The sequence below is a fragment of the Nostoc commune NIES-4072 genome, from assembly GCF_003113895.1.
Classification (GTDB): Bacteria; Cyanobacteriota; Cyanobacteriia; order Cyanobacteriales; family Nostocaceae; genus Nostoc; species Nostoc commune.
The window spans coordinates 4,999,987-5,020,621 of sequence record NZ_BDUD01000001.1 but is presented as its reverse complement, the minus strand read 5'-3'; the positions used below and the strand labels follow the sequence as shown (position 1 = coordinate 5,020,621).

Annotated in this window: 17 protein-coding genes; 16 read left to right on the top strand and 1 reads right to left on the bottom strand. The window is 38.9% G+C overall.

The annotated features are described in order from the left end of the window. Positions 1–23: 23 nt before the first annotated feature. The 8 genes from CDC33_RS22330 to CDC33_RS22295 all read left to right on the top strand — a co-directional run bounded on the left by CDC33_RS22330 (position 24) and on the right by CDC33_RS22295 (position 9,338). Positions 24–1,346 (top strand): flippase, encoded by a 1,323-nt coding sequence (locus CDC33_RS22330; protein ID WP_109010768.1) that lies wholly within the window; start codon positions 24–26, stop codon positions 1,344–1,346. Positions 1,347–1,399: 53 nt separating this feature from the next. After that, a complete protein-coding gene (locus tag CDC33_RS22325; protein WP_109010767.1) occupies positions 1,400–2,326 on the top strand; it encodes a hemolytic protein HlpA-like protein in 927 nt (308 codons plus the stop codon). Positions 2,327–2,358: 32 nt separating this feature from the next. After that, positions 2,359–3,618 carry an O-antigen ligase family protein gene (locus CDC33_RS22320; protein WP_109010765.1) on the top strand — a complete coding sequence of 420 codons (1,260 nt, stop codon included), beginning with the start codon at positions 2,359–2,361 and terminating at the stop codon, positions 3,616–3,618. 26 nt (positions 3,619–3,644) lie between these two features. Next, positions 3,645–4,916, top strand: a complete 1,272-nt coding sequence (locus CDC33_RS22315) for a glycosyltransferase family 4 protein (RefSeq protein ID WP_109010764.1) — start codon at positions 3,645–3,647, stop codon at positions 4,914–4,916. Positions 4,917–4,940: 24 nt separating this feature from the next. Continuing rightward, entirely contained in the window at positions 4,941–5,957 is a 1,017-nt protein-coding gene (locus tag CDC33_RS22310; protein WP_109010762.1) for a GT-B fold glycosyltransferase domain-containing protein, read from the top strand. Positions 5,958–6,021: 64 nt separating this feature from the next. After that, the gene (locus CDC33_RS22305) at positions 6,022–6,909 is read left to right on the top strand and encodes a glycosyltransferase family 2 protein (RefSeq protein WP_109010761.1); all 888 of its coding nucleotides are present in this window, start codon (positions 6,022–6,024) and stop codon (positions 6,907–6,909) included. 337 nt (positions 6,910–7,246) lie between these two features. Continuing rightward, positions 7,247–8,398 carry a glycosyltransferase gene (locus tag CDC33_RS22300; RefSeq protein WP_109010759.1) on the top strand — a complete coding sequence of 384 codons (1,152 nt, stop codon included), beginning with the start codon at positions 7,247–7,249 and terminating at the stop codon, positions 8,396–8,398. A 115-nt stretch (positions 8,399–8,513) separates the two neighbouring features. Continuing rightward, complete coding sequence (locus CDC33_RS22295; protein WP_109010757.1) at positions 8,514–9,338, top strand: WecB/TagA/CpsF family glycosyltransferase; 825 nt, start codon at positions 8,514–8,516, stop codon at positions 9,336–9,338. Positions 9,339–9,557: 219 nt separating this feature from the next. On the opposite strand, the gene CDC33_RS22290 is transcribed toward CDC33_RS22295, so the two are convergent. Beyond that, positions 9,558–10,646 carry an endo-1,4-beta-xylanase gene (locus tag CDC33_RS22290; RefSeq protein WP_244919315.1) on the bottom strand — a complete coding sequence of 363 codons (1,089 nt, stop codon included), beginning with the start codon at positions 10,644–10,646 and terminating at the stop codon, positions 9,558–9,560. A 249-nt stretch (positions 10,647–10,895) separates the two neighbouring features. On the opposite strand from CDC33_RS22290, the gene CDC33_RS22285 reads away from it, so the two are divergent. The 8 genes from CDC33_RS22285 to nifJ all read left to right on the top strand — a co-directional run bounded on the left by CDC33_RS22285 (position 10,896) and on the right by nifJ (position 20,455). Continuing rightward, positions 10,896–11,513 carry a TetR/AcrR family transcriptional regulator gene (locus CDC33_RS22285; protein WP_109010755.1) on the top strand — a complete coding sequence of 206 codons (618 nt, stop codon included), beginning with the start codon at positions 10,896–10,898 and terminating at the stop codon, positions 11,511–11,513. Between the two features lie 119 nt (positions 11,514–11,632). Then, entirely contained in the window at positions 11,633–12,922 is a 1,290-nt protein-coding gene (locus CDC33_RS22280; protein WP_109010753.1) for an HlyD family efflux transporter periplasmic adaptor subunit, read from the top strand. Positions 12,923–12,974: 52 nt separating this feature from the next. Further along, positions 12,975–13,310, top strand: a complete 336-nt coding sequence (locus CDC33_RS22275; RefSeq protein WP_109010752.1) for a DUF2834 domain-containing protein — start codon at positions 12,975–12,977, stop codon at positions 13,308–13,310. 14 nt (positions 13,311–13,324) lie between these two features. Further along, a complete protein-coding gene (gene devC / locus CDC33_RS22270) occupies positions 13,325–14,491 on the top strand; it encodes an ABC transporter permease DevC (RefSeq protein ID WP_109010750.1) in 1,167 nt (388 codons plus the stop codon). A 61-nt stretch (positions 14,492–14,552) separates the two neighbouring features. Continuing rightward, complete coding sequence (locus CDC33_RS22265; protein WP_109010749.1) at positions 14,553–15,305, top strand: DevA family ABC transporter ATP-binding protein; 753 nt, start codon at positions 14,553–14,555, stop codon at positions 15,303–15,305. 26 nt (positions 15,306–15,331) lie between these two features. Next, complete coding sequence (locus CDC33_RS22260; protein ID WP_244919314.1) at positions 15,332–15,685, top strand: nucleotidyltransferase domain-containing protein; 354 nt, start codon at positions 15,332–15,334, stop codon at positions 15,683–15,685. Between the two features lie 290 nt (positions 15,686–15,975). After that, positions 15,976–16,437 carry a DUF4037 domain-containing protein gene (locus CDC33_RS22255; protein ID WP_244919313.1) on the top strand — a complete coding sequence of 154 codons (462 nt, stop codon included), beginning with the start codon at positions 15,976–15,978 and terminating at the stop codon, positions 16,435–16,437. Positions 16,438–16,753: 316 nt separating this feature from the next. Further along, positions 16,754–20,455: a pyruvate:ferredoxin (flavodoxin) oxidoreductase gene (nifJ, locus tag CDC33_RS22250; RefSeq protein WP_109010747.1), complete on the top strand. Its 3,702-nt coding sequence runs from the start codon at positions 16,754–16,756 to the stop codon at positions 20,453–20,455. The last annotated feature ends 180 nt before the right edge of the window (positions 20,456–20,635 follow it).

Sequence of the window (20,635 nt, the reverse complement as noted above, 5' to 3'; positions counted from 1 at the left end):
GATAAAAGTTAAATTAAAAGGCAATGCTAAGTAAATTTAGGTTTCAAAGCTTATCACAATTTAAATTTAGTTCTAGTCTGCGTGCAATTATTGCCAATACAGGTTGGTTGTTTGCTGACCGCATTCTGCGTATGGGTGCAAGCTTGGTTGTAGGAGTATGGATAGCACGCTATTTAGGAGTACAACAATATGGTCTATTTAACTATATCTTAGCCTTTGTTAGTTTATTTAGTCCGATTTTTACTTTAGGACTAGACGATGTAGTGGTTCGTCATATTGTCCGTCAATCATCAAACAAAGAAGAAATTTTAGGAACCACTTTCTGGCTAAAATTACTGGGTGGAATTGCTTCTGTTTTATTGGCAATTAGTGGGATGTTTTTCTTAGGTGAGCATGAAACATTAAAGATATGGCTAGTTGCAATTTTAGCAATGGCAGGAGTTTTTAGGGCAGCTGATACTATTGAACTATGGTTTCAATCACAGGTGCAGTCGAAATACACGGTGATTGCTAAGAATATAGCCTTTCTGCTAAATAGTCTCATTAAAATAACATTGATTTTAACAAAAGCCCCATTGTTAGCTTTTGCGTGGGTAACATTAGCAGAATTTGCAATGAGTGCAATTGGTTTGCTGATTGTTTATCAAGTCAAAGTATCTTCATTATTATTATGGCGTTGGAGTTTTTCTACTGCCAAAACTCTTTTAAGAGAGAGCTTACCTCTGATTTTTTCGGGGTTTGCTATCATGATTTTTATGAAAATAGATCAGGTAATGTTAGGTCAAATGACCGGAAATAATGAGGTTGGAATTTATTCTGCTGCTGTACGTATCTCGGAAATTTGGTATTTTATTCCGGCGGCTATTGTTTCTTCAGTTGCTCCTTCGATTTATGCTGCTAAAGAAAAATCAGAAAGTCTTTATTATCAGCGAATAGGACAATTACTTCGCCTCCTTACGTGTATATCTATTGCAATTGCTCTGCCAATGACATTCCTATCCGACAAGATAATTATGGTGATGTTTGGAAGTGGATATGCGGAAGCAGGGCCAATACTAGCAATCCATATTTGGACTTCTTTATTTGTATTTATGGGTCTTGCAACATCACCGTGGTTTATTGCTGAAGGTTTGAATCACGTTTCTTTAGGTAAAACTTTATTTGGGGCCATACTTAATATCATTCTTAATGTCTTACTTATTCCTAAATATGCAGGTTTTGGAGCTGCGATCGCAACAATAATATCTCAAGCTGCTGCTGCTTTTCTATGCAATGCGTTTGATAAGAGAACAGAAAAAATATTCAAGATTCAGGTGCGATCGCTTCTCCTTTTTTATAAAAATTAATTCTTTTTGTCTAATTTTTACCTTTCTCAAGACATTAGCCAAGTTAATCAAAAATGCAAACACCAGTAACTTTTATTATTTTCAAGCGACCACAAACAACAGAGAAAGTTTTTCAAGCTATTCGCCAAGCCAAACCAACTAAACTTTTTGTAATTGCAGATGGCGCCCGCACAGATCGCGAAGGTGAGGCAGAAAAGTGTGAAGCAACTCGAGCAATTATTGAAAGAGTTGATTGGAATTGTGAAGTTATCAAGAATTATTCTGATATTAACTTAGGTTGTGCAAAACGAGTATCTAGTGGTTTAGATTGGGTATTTAATAATGTTGAAGAGACAATTATTTTAGAAGATGATTGCATTCCTCACCCAAGTTTTTTCAGATATAGTGAAGAACTGCTAGAAAAATATAGAAGCGATAGCAGAGTTGCCACAATCTCTGCTCAGAATCTTCAATTTGGACAAAAACGCACAAACTACAGTTACTATTTTTCTCGTTACAGCCACTGCTGGGGTTGGGCAAGTTGGAGACGTGCTTGGCAACATTATGATTTAACCATCAAACTCTGGAAAGAGGTGCAAGCAGAAAATATTTTACATGACATTCTTGCAGATCCGAAAGCAATAAATTATTGGCGACGAATATTTCAATCTGTTTATAACAATCCTACAGGTATAACCTGGGATTACCAATGGACGTTTGCTTGCTGGATGCAGGGCAGCTTAAGTATTATTCCGAATGTCAATTTAGTTTCTAATATTGGTACTGGTGCAGACGCAACTCATTTCACTTCCAACCAAGAATTTTCGTTCATCAATATGTCAATGAAAGCAATGGAATTTCCTTTAAAGCATCCACCGTTTATTGTGAGGAATAGAGAGGCAGATAATTTTACCCAGAAAACAGTTTATAGAGCAACTGTATTGGATATTTTTAAAGAAGAGTTGAAAAAGAAAATCAATTACTCAACCTTAAAAAAATAGTGGTTGATTTAGTAAATTTATAGACAAAGCAAATGTCAGAAATTAAAATAAAGTTAACAGAAAAAATATTAACTATTTTCTTATTACTCATTGCTGTAGGAGCATTAACAATACATCCTGCACAAGAAGTTTCTATATCTACCCTTGGCGGTGACAAGCTAGATACTATATTCAATATAGTTTCATATTTAATTCTATTTTATTTCCTACTTTTATACTGGAAAGGTTTTTTGTACGTAGCTACTAGAAGCCCATTACAGTTTCTTTTACTAGCAATAATTATATTTTCTCTTTTGTGGTCAGAAGACTTAAGTTCTAGTCTTACTTATATGAGGGGTCTAATCCGAATATATTTTCTTGCCATCTATTTAGCAATGCGTTATTCCCTAAAGGAACAACTGAGGTTAATAGCTTGGGCACTTGGTACAGCCGCATTATTATCTATGCTATTTTCTGCATTACTACCAGATTACAGCCACAAATCACCTGAGTTGCTAAATATGTGGAGCGGAATCTATGGTCATAAAAATGAATTAGGATACATGATGGCTTGGAGTGCAGGAGTGTTTTTGCACCTTGCTCTTAGTAGTCATCAATATCGCTGGTTGATGTGGGCACTATGTGGGATATCTATATGTCTAATTATCCTCTCACGTTCAACAACATCTTTAACGATTTTATTAACAATGATATTACTTTTACCTTTTTATAAATTTTTTAAAAAAACTAATTATAAATTACAAGTTGTTATGATTACTTCTGCTTTAATGCTATTGATTATTTTTTCAATATTGCTTGTCAATAACGCCGAAACTCTAGTTGGTACTTCTGGTAAAGACCTTACCTTCAATGGACGCTCTGATCTCTGGGAGCTAGTGATATCCAAGATTTTGGAAAGACCTTGGCTAGGTTATGGATATTCTGCATTTTGGACTAGTAATGCTGCATCTAATCTGAGAGCTACTTATGAATGGGCAAGTAATGCTCACAACGGCTTTTTAGAACTCTTATTAGAGTTAGGATTCTTAGGTTTTTTAACTTTTGCCGCCGGGTTTATCCGCTTCTTTGTAATGGCTATGACTCGAATTATTTATGTAGCCAAAAAACCGGAAGATTATTGGCCAATGCAGATGTTAATTCTCATAGTCATCATTAATTTTTCTGAAGCAAGATTATTAACTCCCAGTTGGAATTGGTTGATGTATATTACAACTTCCTTCTCTTTGACTCTTGATTATCAGCGAAATTATCATCAGAGCTATATAGAGAGCTTTTATAGCAGTCAGAAATAATTTTAGTAATTGCAAAGTTAATAAAAATGAAAGTTTTACATCTTAGTACCCATGATATTGATGGAGGTGCAGCAAGAGCTGCATATCGTTTGCACACAGGTTTGCAAGATATAGGGCTACAGTCACAAATGCTAGTCCAAGAAAAATCTAGTAATGATAAAACAGTAATTGCACCTAAGACTAGATTGTTTCAAGGCTTTGCTAAAGCAAAGTTGACATTTGAAAGTCTACCGTTAAAGCTTTATCGTCAAAAGAAAAATACTCCATTTTTTGTTCAATGGTTGCCAGATAGAATTATTCCTAAAGTTGCTCAGATTAATCCAGACATAATAAATTTACATTGGATTAGCGCAGCTTTTATGCAAATAGAAACATTCCCTAAACTGAAGCGTCCTCTAGTTTGGACTCTCCATGATATGTGGGGGTTTACTGGAGGGTGTCACGTTACTGGAGAGTGCGATCGCTACAAAGTATCCTGTGGAGCTTGTCCTCAACTCAACAGTGGGAATGAATGGGATTTATCCCGTTGGACATGGCAACGCAAAGTAAAAGCCTGGAAAAATCTTAATTTAACTCTAGTTTCACCAAGCTCTTGGTTAGCGCAGTGCGCTCGTTCCAGTTCTTTATTCCAAGATTTGCGAATCGAGGTAATTCCTCACGGTCTAGATATTCAAAAATATCGACCTATTAATAAAGATTTTGCACGAGAAATACTCAAGTTACCTCAAGATAAGAAGCTGATTCTCTTTGGAGCGATAGAGGCAACAAGTGATAGAAATAAAGGATTTCATTTATTGCAGCCAGCTCTACAAGAATTGAGTAAATCTGGTTGGAAGGATAACGTAGAAGTAGTGGTTTTTGGTGCGTCTCAACCTGAAAATCCACCTGATTTAGGCTGTAGAACACGCTATTTAGGACACTTACATGATGATATATCTTTAGCAACTGTTTACTCAGCAGCTGATGTGATGCTTGTACCGTCTCTTCAAGAATCTTTTGGGCAGGCAGCATCTGAATCATTTAGTTGTGGCACTCCAGTTGTGGCATTTAATTCTACTGGCTTAAAAGATATTGTTGATCATCAGCAAAACGGTTATTTGGCTAAACCTTATGAAGCTGAAGATTTTGCCAAAGGAATTACCTGGGTACTTGAAGATGAACAGAGGCTACAAAAGCTGTCATTTTATGCTCGTGAAAAAGCGCAACAAGAATTCACTCTGGAACTTCAAGCACATCGTTATTCAGCTTTGTTTCAAGAAATATTGATGAGCGCAAATAAATCTTCATTCAGTAATTAACTTAGTAAACAAATACTTCATAGTATGTCAATACCTATAGCTTTTATAATTTGTACAGAACCAGGACGTTTAGAAGCTCAATCTTTGATGCTTGCAGAAAGTATTCGTAAGTTCTGCGGCGAATTGAAAAATACACCTATATATAGTTTTCATCCTAGAGTAGGTGAACCGATATCAAAGCAAACCCAGCAAGCCTTTGAAGCATTGCAGGTGATTCATCAACAGCTTCCTATAAATCGAGAATTTCATGAATATTATTTAGCTAATAAACCTCTAGTTTGTGCCTATGCCGAACAAAATATCGATGCGGAAATATTAGTTTTTTTAGACAGTGACAAATGCTTTTTTGGGGAACCAAAAGAATTTTTGTTGCCAGTAAATTGTAACGTAAGAATGCGTCCTGAGTATGGTCAAGGCATCGGTTCTACAGGACTACAAGACCCGCAAGAATGGTACTGGCAAAAACTATATGAAGTGCTGGGGGTAAAGCGTGAGGTATTTGTTGAGACGCCAATTGGTAATAAAAGAATCAGAGCCTATTGGAATTCTGGTTTGATTGTTGTGAGAAGGAGTGCAGGTATATTTACAGCTTGGAAAGAGAATTTTGAAAAAGTAATGCGGCTGGATATTACTCCTCCTCAGGGTATTTATTTTGTTGAGCAGTCTGTTTTGTCTGTAACTTTATGTGCATTAGAAGAAACGGTCGAACATCTTCCTCCTAATTATAGTTATCCATTACCTTTACATAACCGTTTGTCAAAACAAGTACAAATTAAACATTGGGATGATATTACATCGATCCATTATTTCAATTTATTTTTCTACAACGATTGGAATGCACAAATCAAAAAATTGAAAAAACTTAATAACAATTCAGATAAATATCGATGGTTGTGTCAAGAAGTTCTCAGACTTAGTATGCCTCGTGTATCAGTTTTGCATCGATATATGCTGGTAGTCAGAAGAATGGAGCAAAAATTACAAAACTTTAATTTAGATATTAACCTGAGTGGCTGGATAGAAAAGATGGCTAAACTTTGAACTTAATCGAAAAAAATTACTATTCGCATTGAATATTTTCATAGAATTGGATGAGGGAAATGAGATGAAACAAGTAAATTTAGCTGTAGTTATGACCTGCCACAATAGGCGTAATACAACTCTTGCCTGTCTACGCGCTTTATATCAACAAACAAATAATTTTGATGTTTATTTAACTGATGATGGTAGCTCTGATGGCACTGCACAAGCTATCAAAGCGGAATATCCAGACGTACACATTCTTCAGGGTAATGGCAATTTATTCTGGGTACGAGGAATGCATCTCGCCTTTGGTGAGGCGATAAAAAATGAATATGATTATTATCTGTGGTTGAATGATGACACCTTTCTGGAAGCAAATGCTGTTAAAAGATTATTACAGATTCATCAAAATTTGACTGAACAAGGTTATTCAGACTCAATTGTAGTTGGTTCAACGAAAGACCCAATAACAGGAAGAGCAACCTATGGAGGAGCAGTAAAATCTAAAAAGTGGTATTCTAATAAGTTTGAATTTTTAAAACCAAGTTCGGTTATCCAAAAATGCGATGCTATGTATGGTAATTGTGTGTTAATCCCTAAAACTGTTGTCGCAAAGGTTGGTAATGTTGATACAGCTTTTGTTCACACTTTAGGAGATTTAGATTATGCCCTCAGAGCGCGTAAATTGGGTTGTCAAATATGGGTAGCTCCTGGATATGTTGGTACTTGTACTAAAAATTCTATCCGAAATAGTTGGGTAGATACCAACTTAACTATACTAGAACGCTTGAAAAAGGTGTTACAAATTAAAGCATTTCCATTGAAATCTTGGACTATTTTTTGTAGCAGACACTCTGGGTCATTCTGGGTATTTTACTGGTTTTTACCCTATATCAGAGCAATAATTGGTTACAAGAGTTTGGCAACTTCTCCGACCTTTTCTGAGGATACTAACCAAACTAACTCATAAGCTTCATACTTGCACTCAAGTTCTTCTGTAAGAATATTTGCATAATTCATTACCATCTAAACTCAATGAATTGACGAATTTCGCCTCAAAGATAAAGTTATTAAACCAATTCGCAATAGACAACTAGGCGCTATTGCGACCCCGCTTCGCTAACACAATTACGTTTTTTAACGAAGATTTAATTCCAACGGTTCCTAGTTTTTAAGCCTATCGTACCTCTGCGAACAAGTTACGCATAGTGTCCCGCAGCGAAGGACACAAATCCTGCTGCGCCTGTTTTGTTGCGGATTTAAACCCCACCACTTGTTAAGTATTAGAATAATCAGCAATCCTAATTATGGGTAAACGCTTACTAATTGTCTCAACACTTGATTCCAGCCAACCATTTGGTGCTTTTACTAGACCTTTTTATCTAGGACAATATTTGACGAGATATTTTGATGTTTTTCAAATAGGATTAGACTGTTCATCTGTTAAATATGCACCTTCTATTTCAATTGGGTCAAGAAATATGAAGTCATATATTCAAGCTATAGGAAAGTGCATTGATGAATTTTGTCCAGATATCATTTATGCTCAAGAAACATTACCTGGATTAGCTGCTTTAATTTCGCTGAAACTTAGAAAAGGCTATAAGCCTTGTCTTGTATTAGATTTTCATACATTTTCAGCATACGAATACTGGATGCGTTTGTTTTCAGTTGCCAATCCTTTCAAAGAATTTGTACAATGTATTAAGACATACATTGCTCAGGGAATTTTGATATTCTCTGGTATTCCAATTATTGCCGCAGGTGACGCAATCCCTAAACTAATTTCTCAGTGGTATGGGAGAACTCCACAGCAGATTTATAGTATTGGGAATGGTGTGACTGAAGACTTACTAAATACTGAATTGTTTTTGGATAAAGACCCCTATCAAGCATTCAGACCAGCAAAAATAGTGGTTCTTATTGCTCCTAAGACATTTCAGTTTCCAAGCAATGATATGTCTGTATTAATGACTATTGAGGTTGCTAAATATCTTGAAAATCATCAGCAAAAAGTACATTTTGTTGTTATTGGCAGAGACAATAATGATATTTTAGCACCAATACCTTCTAACATTTCTTTTTTAGGTTTTTTACCTAAAAGAGAGGCTTTTGTTAATTATGTTAAATATGCAGATATTGCTTTGCTACCATTCTCCAAACAAGCAGTTGCAGGTGGCGCTCGCAATAAAGCATTAGATTATTTCGCAAGCAGAAAGTTAGTTGTATCAACACCAGAAGGCTTGCGAGGTTTAGAAGAATTTCGCCATTTAGAACATCTTTTAGTAACAGGATACTCTACTGAAGAAGTTGCTAATACAGTGCTTGATGCAGCTTCAAATATTGATAAATATCAATCACTCGTAGATAGTGCATATACCTTAATTAGAGAAAAATATTCCTGGAACGCAAGAGCGCAGAATATCGCGCAAATTCTTCTTAAAGTCAGTCATTCTTAGCTCTATTTATTAACCAAATATATTTAACTAAGAATAATTAGTATATTTATATCTTTAAATATACTTACATTGCCTGTTCATTAAACATTCAGACCTACCAAATAAAAATTAAGTCATGAAAAATCGATTTTCTTATAACCTTCTTGGTGTTCAAGTAGATGCACTCTCTATCCCAGAGTTAAATTTATTGATTGAAGAATCTATTGAGAAGAATAAAAAATGGATTATTGCTAATCACAATATGCATAGTCTTTATCTCTTCCATAATGATCCAAAAATGCAAGCTTTTTATGCCAAGGCAAAATATACCCATATTGATGGTATGCCTTTATTGTTTATTGGAAAGCTATTGGGTTTTCCTATGAAACGAGAACAAAGAGTAACTTATGCTGACTGGGTATGGCCTTTGATGGCGGAAGCGGCTGATAAAGGCTGGCGTGTATTTTATTTAGGTTCAAAGCCGGGAGTCGCTGAAAAAGGAGCAAGTATTTTGTGCCGCAAATTTCCTGGGTTACAAATTGCTTGCGCTCATGGCTATATTGACATGAATAAAGATAGTCAAGAAAATCTTGCTATTCTGGCTGCAATTAATGCTTACAAACCTCATGTATTGATGGTGGGGATGGGTATGCCACGCCAAGAACAGTGGATTTACGAAAATCTTGAACATATTCATACCAATACTATTTTGACTAGTGGAGCCTGTATTGACTATGTAGCAGGAGCAATACCTACTCCTCCTCGCTGGATGGGAAAGATGGGCTTGGAATGGTTGTATCGTTTATTGTCTGAACCTAAAAGACTTTGGAGACGTTACTTACTTGAGCCTTGGTTTCTAGCCACATTATTTTTGCGAGAAATTTGGAGTATGCCTAGTCAACAAAAAAAGAATAGATTCCTAATATTTATCAGTACAAAATTTCCTAAGTTTCTAGCATGATTGAGCCATTAATTAGTGAGCAGGCCTGATTCAAGTTTTGTGCTAGTAACTAGCGAAGTATCTGGCGAGATACTTCGCTTGAAATAATAGTTAAATGCACTAAATATGTCCAGAAATTAATTATGCGTTACCTGAAACCTTTGTAGAGACGTTGCATTGCAATGTCAAAACAATTCATTTTCACCAGATGTCTACTATTTACGTCTGGGTGGAGTAAGCCTAAGTTGCTTGCTCAAAAGCCTGGGCAATAGCATTGTAAGCAGGTTTAGGTTGAAACTTTTCATCGAAGGGAAGCGGACGCAGAAATTTCCAGAGATTTGGATTGTCCCTAAAAGTTTTTCCTGGCATCCAATCGGGATGACGTATCCAGGTATGACGGTCGGTAAGCCCCCATGTAATTACAGTATCAACTTTAGCCGCAAAGCATAGGTCAAGATATCGCTTGTAACTGTCGGCTATCATCTGGTCTAGCTTTTCGATACTATCGGGTAGTGGAGCATCAATAATAATATCTAATTCTGTAATTATTGGTTTCACTTCAAGATCATTAAGCCGTTTTAAAACAGAATTAAATCCTTTCTCGTCAAAAGAATATGCAGTAGAAAACCATAGATGCGATTGGATACCTGCCCCGTCAATTTTAACGCCACTATTCTTCAGATATTCGACCATTTTTAAAAAACGTTCTGATTTCCATGTAGCGCCTTCAATGCCGAAATCGTTTAGGTAAAATTCCTTGCTGTTATCAACTGATGCGGCAATTAAAAACAAATCCCGAATTAATTCTGGTTTTACTCCTTTACGCAAACCGTAGGTAGGGTTATCAGTTTCATTTTCATTATCAGCGATAATTTCATTGGCAATATCCCAAGACTTTAAAACCTTGCTATTGCGATAATGCCCCATGACTCCCTTAACATGCCGTTCGATCATTTTAAGAGTGGGCGGGTAAGGAAGCCAGTCTGGTTTTCCCATGTGCCAGAAAAGGGTATGCCCATGCATGTCTATATTATGCTTTTGGCAAAAATTAGCGATCGCATCTGCTGATTCAAAGGTAAATAATCCTTGCTGTGGTTCAGTGGCGTTCCATTTTAATTCACCATTCGGTGTCACAATCGAACATTCACGAGCAATCAGGTTAGCGTAATCCTTATCTTTTAGCAAAATATCACTAGAAATTGCTGCGCCATAACGTTTTCCTTTTGCAGCAGCTAATTCCCGAAGTGGGTAGTTTTTAGCTGTATAATTGAGTACTAGTTCTTTTGCACTAGGCTCTTCTTTTTGCTTATCTTTTTGTAAAAACCCCATAGTTAATAACGCAGAAAGGGTAGTATATCCTGCTCTTGTTAAAAACTTTCTCCGATAAGGCATACATTGTACTTAATTAAAAACACATAGATTATCCTATTATATAATATTTTTTTATACTTTTTTATGTTTAGTTATGACTCCCACACTCATCTATTTGATTGAAATCAATCAACTATGCTTTTATATATCAGCAATAAAGATGCTATATTAATATATAACGAGCATTCGATATAAATAAGTTGAATCATGCCTAAGATTGTTGACCATGAGCAATACCGTAAAGAACTGCTCGACAAGTGCTTTGATTTATTTGCCGAAAAAGGTTATGGTTCCATCACTATGCGCCAAATTGCTGAGGGATTAAGGGTTTCTACTGGTACGTTGTACCACTATTTTCCTAGCAAGCAAGCTCTATTTGAGCAATTGGCGCAGGAGATTTGTGAGCAAGACTTAAGTACAGCATTAGCTGAACTACAAGGAGCGCAAACGCTACAAGAATCAATGGAAGCATTAGGAAGATATCTAGTAAAAAACGAAGATTACTTCATTAAATGGACTTACATTTGGATTGATTTTTGCCAACACAAAGACTCTAAAGAAATGTTAAAAAATAGCATTTTTAAGCGGAATAATCAGCGCTATCAAAAGGTGATTGGCGATTTATTTGGTATCCAAGATTCGGTATTGGCTTCCTTTGTTTTGAGCTTTGTAGATGGTTTAATTCTGGAGAAGTTATGGGGTAATGAAACAATTGATTTTATTGAACAATGTGCGTTGTTAGGCAAAATGCTGACAGTATATTTACCGCAATATCCAGCAGAAATAAAAGCTCAAACGCACGTTCTATCAAGTTTAGAGAGTTAGGCTATGTAACTTATGCTGGTTGTAAACTGCTATATGTATAATAAGTTAACCTAAATTATTTTTGAAACAAGCTGACTCATTTAAGATAGATAAAATAAGTTTTTATGAGAGGAAAAAACATGGTTCAAAAGCTGTCAAAAAAAGCTTCTAAAAAAGGGTTAATTACATTAGTAATTGCAGCAACTGCTATTACAGGTGGAATTGTTGCTTATGGGATTTCTCAGTTTGGATTAGTTGCTCAAACCGAGAAATCTGAACCAGTTGAAACCACGCCCAAGATTCAAAAAGTAGCTGCATTAGGACGGCTAGAACCGGAAGCAGAGGTAATTAGCTTGTTTGCGCCTTTAGCATTGGATGGCGATCGCATTGCCAAAATTCTAGTCAAAGAAGGCGATCGCGTTAAAGCTGGACAGGTGGTAGCAATTTTAGATGCTCGCGATCGCTTGCAAACTGCTGTACTACAAGCCCAACAACAAGTCAGAGTTGCTCAAGCTAAACTCGCTCAAGTGCAAGCAGGAGCAAAAGCAGGAGAAATTCAGGCCCAGCAGGCAAGCGTTGAACGTCTCCAGGCCCAATCCCAAGGAGACAGAACAGCGCAACAGGAAGCGATATTCCGCATAGAGGCACAGTGGGAAGGCGACAAAATAGCGCAAGAGGCAACCATTAAGAAGCTAGAGGCAGAACTCAAAAATGCCTCAGCCGAATATCAACGTTATCAGCAGCTCTATTCTCAAGGTGCAATTTCTAATTCTTTGTACGATAGCAAAGGTTTGACTGTAGAAACTGCCAAACAGCAAGTAGACGAAGCCAAAGCAGTTCTCAACCGGATTAACACCACTGCTAGCAAACAACTTGCCGAAGCTAAAGCAGCACTCGCCCGTACTAACGCCACTGGTAGCAAGCAAGTTAATGAAGCCAAAGCCACACTTAACAGTATTGCAGAAGTCCGACCTGTAGATGTCGCCGCAGCCAAGACAGAAGTTGAAAATGCGATCGCCACACTTAAACATGCTCAAACCGAGTTAGCGGGTGCTTACATCAAAGCACCGATGGCGGGGCAAATCATCAAAATTCATACGCGAGTTGGAGAAAAAATTAGTGCTTCTGGCATTGCAGACTTAGCGCAAACAAACCAGATGATGGCAGTAGCAGAAGTTTATCAAACCGACATCGGTAAAGTGAAACTAGGACAACAGGCAGTGATTATCAGTCAGGCATTTGTCGGTGAACTGCGAGGAACCGTTGCCCAAATTGGTTTGCAGGTGAATAGACAAAACGTTTTCAGCAACCAGCCAGGGGAGAACCTTGATAGCCGAGTAGTTGAGGTGAAAATTCGCCTCAATCCTGAAGACAGCAAACGAGTTGCAGGTTTCACTAACTTACAGATACAGACAGCAATTGAAATATAGAGTTGTTCGCTATCTCGTGTATTCCATCATTTTTTATAAGGTGAATTTAATCATGGTTAAAGTCATATATCTTCTGCTTTGTGTACTTGGCTTCCTTTTACCTTACTCCCAGTTTGTTCCATTTATCTTAGAGCATGGTCTTGATATAAAGCTATTTTTTGAACAACTCTTTGCCAACAGAATTTCTGGTTTTTTTGGCATGGATGTTATTGTTTCATCGCTAGTATTGTGGACATTTGTATTTTGGGAAGGAACACGTCTGAAAATGCAAAATCTTTGGGTTTATATTGCCTGTAATCTTTTAGTTGGTGTTTCTTTAGGTCTTCCCCTATTTCTTTTAATGCGAGAGCGCCAACTTGAACAGCAAGCTGAAACACTGGGTTATTAAAGGATTTTTTAAATATGTTTTCTAAACTATTTCGCAAAACGCCGCTAGCATGGCGGCAGTTAATGAAAGAAAAAACCCGTCTGGCTGTTGCAGTCGCAGGTATTACCTTTGCCGATATGCTGATGTTTATCCAGTTGGGATTTGAAAGTGCGCTTTTTGATGCTGCTGTGAAACCTCATCGCAATTTACAGGCAGATTTGGTTTTAATTAGTCCCCAATTTCAAACTTTGTTTTCTGTAAAAAACTTTTCTAGAGAGCGACTATATCAAACATTAGCTTATGAAGGTGTTCAGTCAGTTAATTCTGTCTACATCAGTACCGGACAGTGGCGAAATCCTGAAACACGTCTTGAGCGTGCCATTTTAGTTTGGGGTGTTGATCCGGCACAATCACCATTCAAATCGCCCGAAATTAAACAAAATCAGCATCACCTTAAACAGTTGTATCAAGTTCTGTTTGACCAGGCAGGTCGTCCAGAATACGGAGCAGTTGGCGATATCTTTAAGAAAACAGGCAAATTTGACACGGAACTCAATAGTAAAGCCGTTTTTGTTAAGGGCTTGTTTACTGATGGTGCTTCCTTTGCTGCCGATGGTAATGTGATCACCAGTGATTCGACCTTTCTTCAGCTATTTCCACAGCGTCAACCCGATCGCATCGAAGTTGGATTGATTACGCTTAAACCAGATGCCGATACAGAAAAAGTGCGATCGCAACTTGTCAATGGACTACCTAAAGATGTCAGAGTCCTCACTCCAGAAGAGTTTGCCAAAGTGGAGAGAACTTACTGGGAACAAGGTACTGGCATTGGTTTTATTTTCGGTTTAGGTACAGCAGTTGGGTTTATTGTTGGCATCGTGATTGTCTACCAAATCCTTTACTCGGATGTTTCTGACCACTTGCCAGAATATGCCACCCTCAAAGCAATGGGATACACCGATAATTATCTCTTGGGAGTTCTAATTCAAGAAGCATTGTTATTAGCTATCTTAGGTTTTTTGCCTGGATTCATCCTTTCTTTTGGATTGTATCAAGTCACATACGCGGCGACGATGCTTCCTATTTTCATGAAAATGGAACGGGCGATACAGGTTTGGATTTTGACCGTGATTATGTGTAGTGTTTCTGGAGCGATCGCCATGCGGAAGTTACGATCTGCTGACCCTGCTGATGTTTTTTAGACGCGATGAATCGCGTCTCTACAAGAATTATTTCCCTATACCCAATGCTTTATAAAATCCTATGTTGCAAAAATCTTTACCAGAAAATTCCAACTCAACACTTTCTGTTTTAGAATCTGTAATTTCTATCAGTAATCTTAACCACTATTTTGGTGAAGGTGCGCTTCGCAAACAAGTATTATTCGATATTAATTTGGAGATTAAGGCTGGGGAAATCGTTATTATGACTGGCCCCTCTGGTTCGGGGAAAACTACCTTGTTAACCTTAATGGGTGGATTGCGTTCTGCTCAAGAAGGTAGTCTCAAAATATTAGGAGAGGAAATTCGTGGCGCTAAAAAGCTGCAATTAACTAAACTTCGCCGCCAGATTGGCTATATTTTCCAGGCTCATAACCTGATGACTTTTTTGACAGCAAGAGAAAATGTGCGGATGTCTTTAGAGTTGCATGAGGATTTTTTAAATCAGGATATTGATGCTAAAGCGATCGCTATTTTGGAAACTGTCGGTTTAGGTAATCGTGTAAATTACTACCCAGAGAAACTGTCTGGAGGGCAAAAACAACGGGTAGCGATCGCTCGTGCTTTAGTTAGCCATCCTAAAATTGTTTTAGCAGATGAACCCACTGCTGCACTCGACAAAAAATCTGGGCGCGATGTCGTAGAAATAATGCAGAAGCTAGCCAAAGAACAAGGTTGTACAATTTTGCTAGTTACCCACGATAATCGCATCCTCGATATTGCCGATCGCATCATTTATATGGAAGATGGTCAGTTAAAGACCGATGGCGCAGATTCTGTCACAACGAGCAAGTAATACTAATTCGTAATTTGCAAAAATCTATGAATAAAGAATCACCTCAATTCATCAACCATATTGTTTCAAGTTTGCAGTCAATTGAGGGAATTATAGCCGTCTCATTGGGTGGTTCACGGGCACGGGGCAACCATAATAACAAATCAGATGTGGATTTGGGGATTTATTACAATCCAGAAAAACCGCCCGATTTAATAGCTCTAAATCGCCTCGCCTGTGAGCTTGATGATAAGCATCGTGTAAATTTGATTACTGCGATCGGGGAATGGGGAAAGTGGATTAACGGTGGTGGTTGGCTACAGGTTCAAGGTGTAAGTGTAGATTTTCTCTACCGCGATTTGGTGAAGGTAAATCGTGTGATTGATGATTGCCATATATAGGAATCCGGTTTGATTTCTGAAAATATCCGTAGGATGTGTTAGCGACAGCGTAACGCATCAAACCCTTGATAATAGTGCGTTACGAACTCCGTTCTAACACACTCTACAACACCTAATTTTGTTCAAAATAGGACTTACGCACACTCTACGAATTCTCGGCGCTCTTGGCGTCTTGGCGGTTCGAGAAATTAAGCTTTTTAGCAATTTTTGCGTAAGTCCTACAAAAATCAAATAGTAATCCTATAGGACGCATTACTATTGATTATCAACCAGGACATCCTCATGGGTTTGTGTCCTCTATTTATATGGGAGAAATTGCTCTTTGTCAGGTACTTTACGACTCTAATGGTGTTTTAGAAGCTATGAAGGTAAAAACAAACCCGTATCCAGTTGGGCTGAAACAGGCAACTATTGATACTTTCGCCTGGGAAATAAGTTTCTCGCTGTTGGTCGCAAAAAAGGCAATCGCACGCGATGATGTTGTTTACGCAGCAGGTTGTTGTTTCCGCAGTGTCGCGTGTATGAATCAAGTTTTATTCGCGCTCAATGAAGATTACCTGTTGAATGAAAAGGGGGCGATTGCAATCGCTAATAGGTTTGCTATTTGCCCACAGGACTATCAACAACGGGTTGAGCGAGGGTTTGCACTTTTAGCTGCCGATGCAAAATCAATAACTGAGGCGATCGCGATTCTTGAGGCGATTGAGAATGATTTGAGTCAATGGTATGGAAATCGGCGATTAGCAATGTAATATTCCCGTCCCTCTACCCCGCAAAAAAGAATAAATTATCTAAAAGCCTTTTAAAACAAAGACTTTGGTCATTGAGTACATTATTAATACATATTAATAGATGCAGGATTGCGGATGAGATATTAATAGATGCAGTATTGATTGAAAGTTAATTTAAGAGCCTAAAGGTATCAACATATCCTTTAAACACGGAGTAGATCCTACCGTGAAATTTTGAATGCAGATAATACACTTACTTTCTAATACTGGCTATTTCTGATTCTTATATTCATACGTTCTGATAATGCAGCTTAGAGGCGGGGACAAAAATCATATTATGAACAAAACCTTTGCAACCATCGACGGGAATGAGGCTGTTGCCCGTGTTGCTTACAAATTAAATGAAGTGATTGCCATTTATCCCATTACCCCCTCTTCAGCAATGGGTGAATGGGCAGATGCTTGGTCAGCCGAAGGTCGTCCCAACCTCTGGGGTACTATTCCTAGCGTCGTGCAGATGCAAAGCGAGGGGGGAGCGGCTGGCGCTGTGCATGGGGCATTGCAAACAGGTTCCCTGAGTACCACCTTCACGGCATCTCAGGGATTATTATTGATGATACCCAACTTCTACAAAATTGCTGGTGAACTTACTAGCGCCGTGGTTCACGTTGCCGCCCGTTCTTTGGCTACCCATGCGTTATCAATTTTTGGCGACCATAGCGACGTGATGGCAGCCCGTGCGACTGGTTTCGCTCTGCTGTGTTCGGCTTCGGTGCAAGAAAGTCAAGATTTTGCTCTCATTGCTCATGCAGCTACCTTAGAGACGCGAGTCTCGTTTATGCATTTCTTTGATGGCTTCCGCACATCACATGAAGTGCAGAAAGTCAAATTGCTGTCAGATGATGATTTGCGATCGCTCATCCACGATAACCTAATACTCGCCCACCGCAGCCGTGCCCTCACCCCAGATCGTCCAGTATTGCGCGGTACTGCCCAAAACCCCGATGTCTATTTCCAAGGACGGGAAGGTGCTAACCTTTATTACAATGCTTGTCCAGAAATTGTCCAGCGCATCATGGATGAATTTGGAGAACGCACAGGAAGGCATTATAAAATCTATGAATATTACGGCGCTAAGGATGCCGATCGCGTTATCGTTCTTATGGGTTCAGGTTGTGAAACTGTCCATGAAACAGTAGATTACCTTAACGCCCGTGGTGAAAAACTTGGTGTAGTGAAAGTGCGACTTTACCGCCCCTTTGATGTCCAAAGGTTTGTTGCAGTATTACCAACTAGTGTAAAGGCGATCGCAGTTCTCGACCGCACCAAAGAAGCAGGTAGCGCCGGTGAGCCTTTGTATTTAGATGTTGTAGCTGCTATCCATGAAGCGTGGGGAGATAAGAGAGCAGGGGGAGCAGGGGAAGCAGGGGAGGCAGGGGGAGAAAATACTTTCTCATACCCTAAAATTATTGGTGGGCGTTATGGTCTTTCTTCTAAAGAATTTACTCCGGCGATGGTGAAGGGGATTTTTGATAACCTTGCTCAAGCTAAATCGAAAAATCACTTTACTATCGGGATTAATGACGACGTTAGTCATACTTCCTTGAGCTTTGACCCTAATTTCTCTACAGAATCGGATAACGTTGTTCGGGCAATGTTCTATGGGTTGGGCGCGGATGGTACAGTTGGGGCTAACAAAAACTCCATCAAGATTATTGGTGAAGAAACCGACAATTACGCCCAAGGCTACTTTGTCTTTGACTCCAAGAAATCTGGTTCGATGACCGTCTCTCATTTACGCTTTGGTAAAGAGCCAATTCGTTCCACCTACTTAATTGACCAAGCCAACTTTATTGGTTGTCATCACTGGGGATTTCTAGAACGCATAGATATTTTGAAGACTGCTACTCCTGGGGCGACTTTGCTGCTTAACAGTCCATACAATGCAGATACCGTTTGGGAATATTTGCCGCTAAAGGTACAGCAGCAAATTATCGACAAGCATTTGAAGTTATATGTGATTAATGCTAGCCAAGTTGCCCGCGAAAGTGGCATGGGTGGGAGAATTAACACTATTATGCAGGTATGCTTCTTTGCCTTAGCGGGTGTCTTGCCACAGGAAGAAGCGATCGCTAAAATCAAACAAGCGATTGATAAAACCTACGGTAAAAAAGGTGCAGAAGTTATCCGCATGAACTTGCAAGCTGTAGATAACACCTTAGACAACTTGCATAAAGTAGACATCCCACAAACAATCACCTCTTGTACAGACGCGATGAATCGCGTCTCTACTCCTCACACAGACGCGATGAATCGCGTCTCTACTCTTAATTCTGCTCCCGAATTTGTGCGGGAAGTTCTGGGCAAAATTATGGTTTGGGAAGGTGATGACTTACCTGTTAGCACACTACCAGTTGATGGCACTTTTCCCGTAGGTACTGCCAAATGGGAAAAACGTAACGTTGCCGAAGAGATACCTGTGTGGGAGCCGGATGTCTGCGTTCAATGTGGTAAGTGCGTGATGGTTTGTCCCCACAGTGCCATTCGTGCAAAGGCTTATCAAGCTGATGAATTAGTTAATGCACCAGAAACTTTCAAGTCAACTGGTGCAAAAGATAAAGACTTTGCCAATCAAAAATTTACCATTCAAGTTGCTCCAGAAGATTGCACAGGATGCACTATTTGTGTAAATATTTGCCCTGCTAAAGATAAATCTGAGCCATTGCGGAAAGCGATTAACATGGCACAGCAGTTGCCATTGCGGGAACAAGAGCGAAAAAACTGGGATTTCTTCTTGAGTTTACCTAATCCTGACAGGCGATCGCTAAAATTAAACCAGATTCGCCAACAACAACTGCAAGAACCTTTATTTGAGTTCTCTGGTGCTTGTGCTGGTTGTGGTGAAACACCTTATTTAAAATTATTAACACAATTGTTTGGCGATCGCGCCGTCATCGCCAATGCTACAGGTTGTTCTTCAATTTATGGTGGTAATCTCCCCACAACACCTTGGACAACCAACGCCCAAGGACGCGGCCCTGCGTGGTCTAATAATTTGTTTGAAGATAACGCCGAATTCGGTTTTGGCTTCCGTCTTTCCCTGGACAAACAAGCTGAGTTTGCGGCGGAATTGTTGCAGCAATTGGGGAGCGGGGAATGGGGCATAGGGCATAGGGAATTGGGAATACCTTACGAGTTGGTACAGTCTATTCTCAATGCCAAACAAAACACTGAGGCTGATATTTGGGAACAACGAGAACGGGTAGCGCTGTTGAAACAAAAGCTAGATGAACTGTTAGAAAAAAGCAATTACCACTCCAATGCCCAATGCCCCATGCCCCATGCCCAAATTCAAAATCTAAAATCCCTTGCCGATTACTTGGTGAGAAAAAGCGTCTGGATTGTTGGCGGTGACGGTTGGGCTTATGATATTGACTTCGGCGGCATCGATCATGTGATTGCTAGTGGTCGAAATGTGAACATCTTAGTAATGGATACAGAAGTGTATTCTAATACAGGCGGTCAATCTTCCAAAGCTACACCAAAAGCCGCAGTTGCTAAATATGCCGCCAGTGGTAAGCCTGCACCTAAGAAAGACTTAGGGATGATTGCCATGACCTACGGAAATGTCTACGTAGCGAGTGTAGCCCTTGGCGCTAGAGATGAACATACCCTAAAAGCATTTTTGGAAGCAGAAGCTTATGATGGCCCATCAATAATTATTGCTTACAGCCATTGCATCGCCCACGGCATCAACATGACCACAGGGATGAATCATCAGAAAACTTTGGTAGAATCAGGTCGCTGGTTGCTGTATCGGCATAATCCAGAATTGCTCAAACAAGGTAAAAATCCATTGCAATTAGATATGCGATCGCCTACGCAATCTGTAGAGCATTCAATGTATCAAGAGAATCGCTTCAAAATGCTCACCAAGAGTAAACCTGAAGTAGCCAAGCAATTGTTAGAACAAGCCCAAGCTGAAGTAGATGCGCGTTGGCAGATGTACCAATATTTGGCAAAACGCGATATTTTCTGAAGATTAATCCTAATTTTAGTTATAAGCATTGCGACTTGAGTTACTCAAGTCGCAATTTTCGTTACAAAATATCAATCGGTGACACGAAAACTTTATATAGCACTTCCTAAAATTAACTCTAACTTTACCAGAATGACGCTAACTTCAATTGACCGCTATCAATACAACTCGTAATAGACA

Excerpts from the sequence above, each read along its gene's own strand:
- CDC33_RS22330 (WP_109010768.1), top strand. The coding sequence starts at position 24 with ATGCTAAGTAAATTTAGGTTTCAAAGCTTATCACAATTTAAATTTAGT.
- CDC33_RS22325 (WP_109010767.1), top strand. The coding sequence starts at position 1,400 with ATGCAAACACCAGTAACTTTTATTATTTTCAAGCGACCACAAACAACA.
- CDC33_RS22320 (WP_109010765.1), top strand. The coding sequence starts at position 2,359 with ATGTCAGAAATTAAAATAAAGTTAACAGAAAAAATATTAACTATTTTC.
- CDC33_RS22315 (WP_109010764.1), top strand. The coding sequence starts at position 3,645 with ATGAAAGTTTTACATCTTAGTACCCATGATATTGATGGAGGTGCAGCA.
- CDC33_RS22310 (WP_109010762.1), top strand. The coding sequence starts at position 4,941 with ATGTCAATACCTATAGCTTTTATAATTTGTACAGAACCAGGACGTTTA.
- CDC33_RS22305 (WP_109010761.1), top strand. The coding sequence starts at position 6,022 with ATGAAACAAGTAAATTTAGCTGTAGTTATGACCTGCCACAATAGGCGT.
- CDC33_RS22300 (WP_109010759.1), top strand. The coding sequence starts at position 7,247 with ATGGGTAAACGCTTACTAATTGTCTCAACACTTGATTCCAGCCAACCA.
- CDC33_RS22295 (WP_109010757.1), top strand. The coding sequence starts at position 8,514 with ATGAAAAATCGATTTTCTTATAACCTTCTTGGTGTTCAAGTAGATGCA.
- CDC33_RS22290 (WP_244919315.1), bottom strand. The coding sequence starts at position 10,646 with ATGGGGTTTTTACAAAAAGATAAGCAAAAAGAAGAGCCTAGTGCAAAA.
- CDC33_RS22285 (WP_109010755.1), top strand. The coding sequence starts at position 10,896 with ATGCCTAAGATTGTTGACCATGAGCAATACCGTAAAGAACTGCTCGAC.
- CDC33_RS22280 (WP_109010753.1), top strand. The coding sequence starts at position 11,633 with ATGGTTCAAAAGCTGTCAAAAAAAGCTTCTAAAAAAGGGTTAATTACA.
- CDC33_RS22275 (WP_109010752.1), top strand. The coding sequence starts at position 12,975 with ATGGTTAAAGTCATATATCTTCTGCTTTGTGTACTTGGCTTCCTTTTA.
- devC (WP_109010750.1), top strand. The coding sequence starts at position 13,325 with ATGTTTTCTAAACTATTTCGCAAAACGCCGCTAGCATGGCGGCAGTTA.
- CDC33_RS22265 (WP_109010749.1), top strand. The coding sequence starts at position 14,553 with ATGTTGCAAAAATCTTTACCAGAAAATTCCAACTCAACACTTTCTGTT.
- CDC33_RS22260 (WP_244919314.1), top strand. The coding sequence starts at position 15,332 with ATGAATAAAGAATCACCTCAATTCATCAACCATATTGTTTCAAGTTTG.
- nifJ (WP_109010747.1), top strand. The coding sequence starts at position 16,754 with ATGAACAAAACCTTTGCAACCATCGACGGGAATGAGGCTGTTGCCCGT.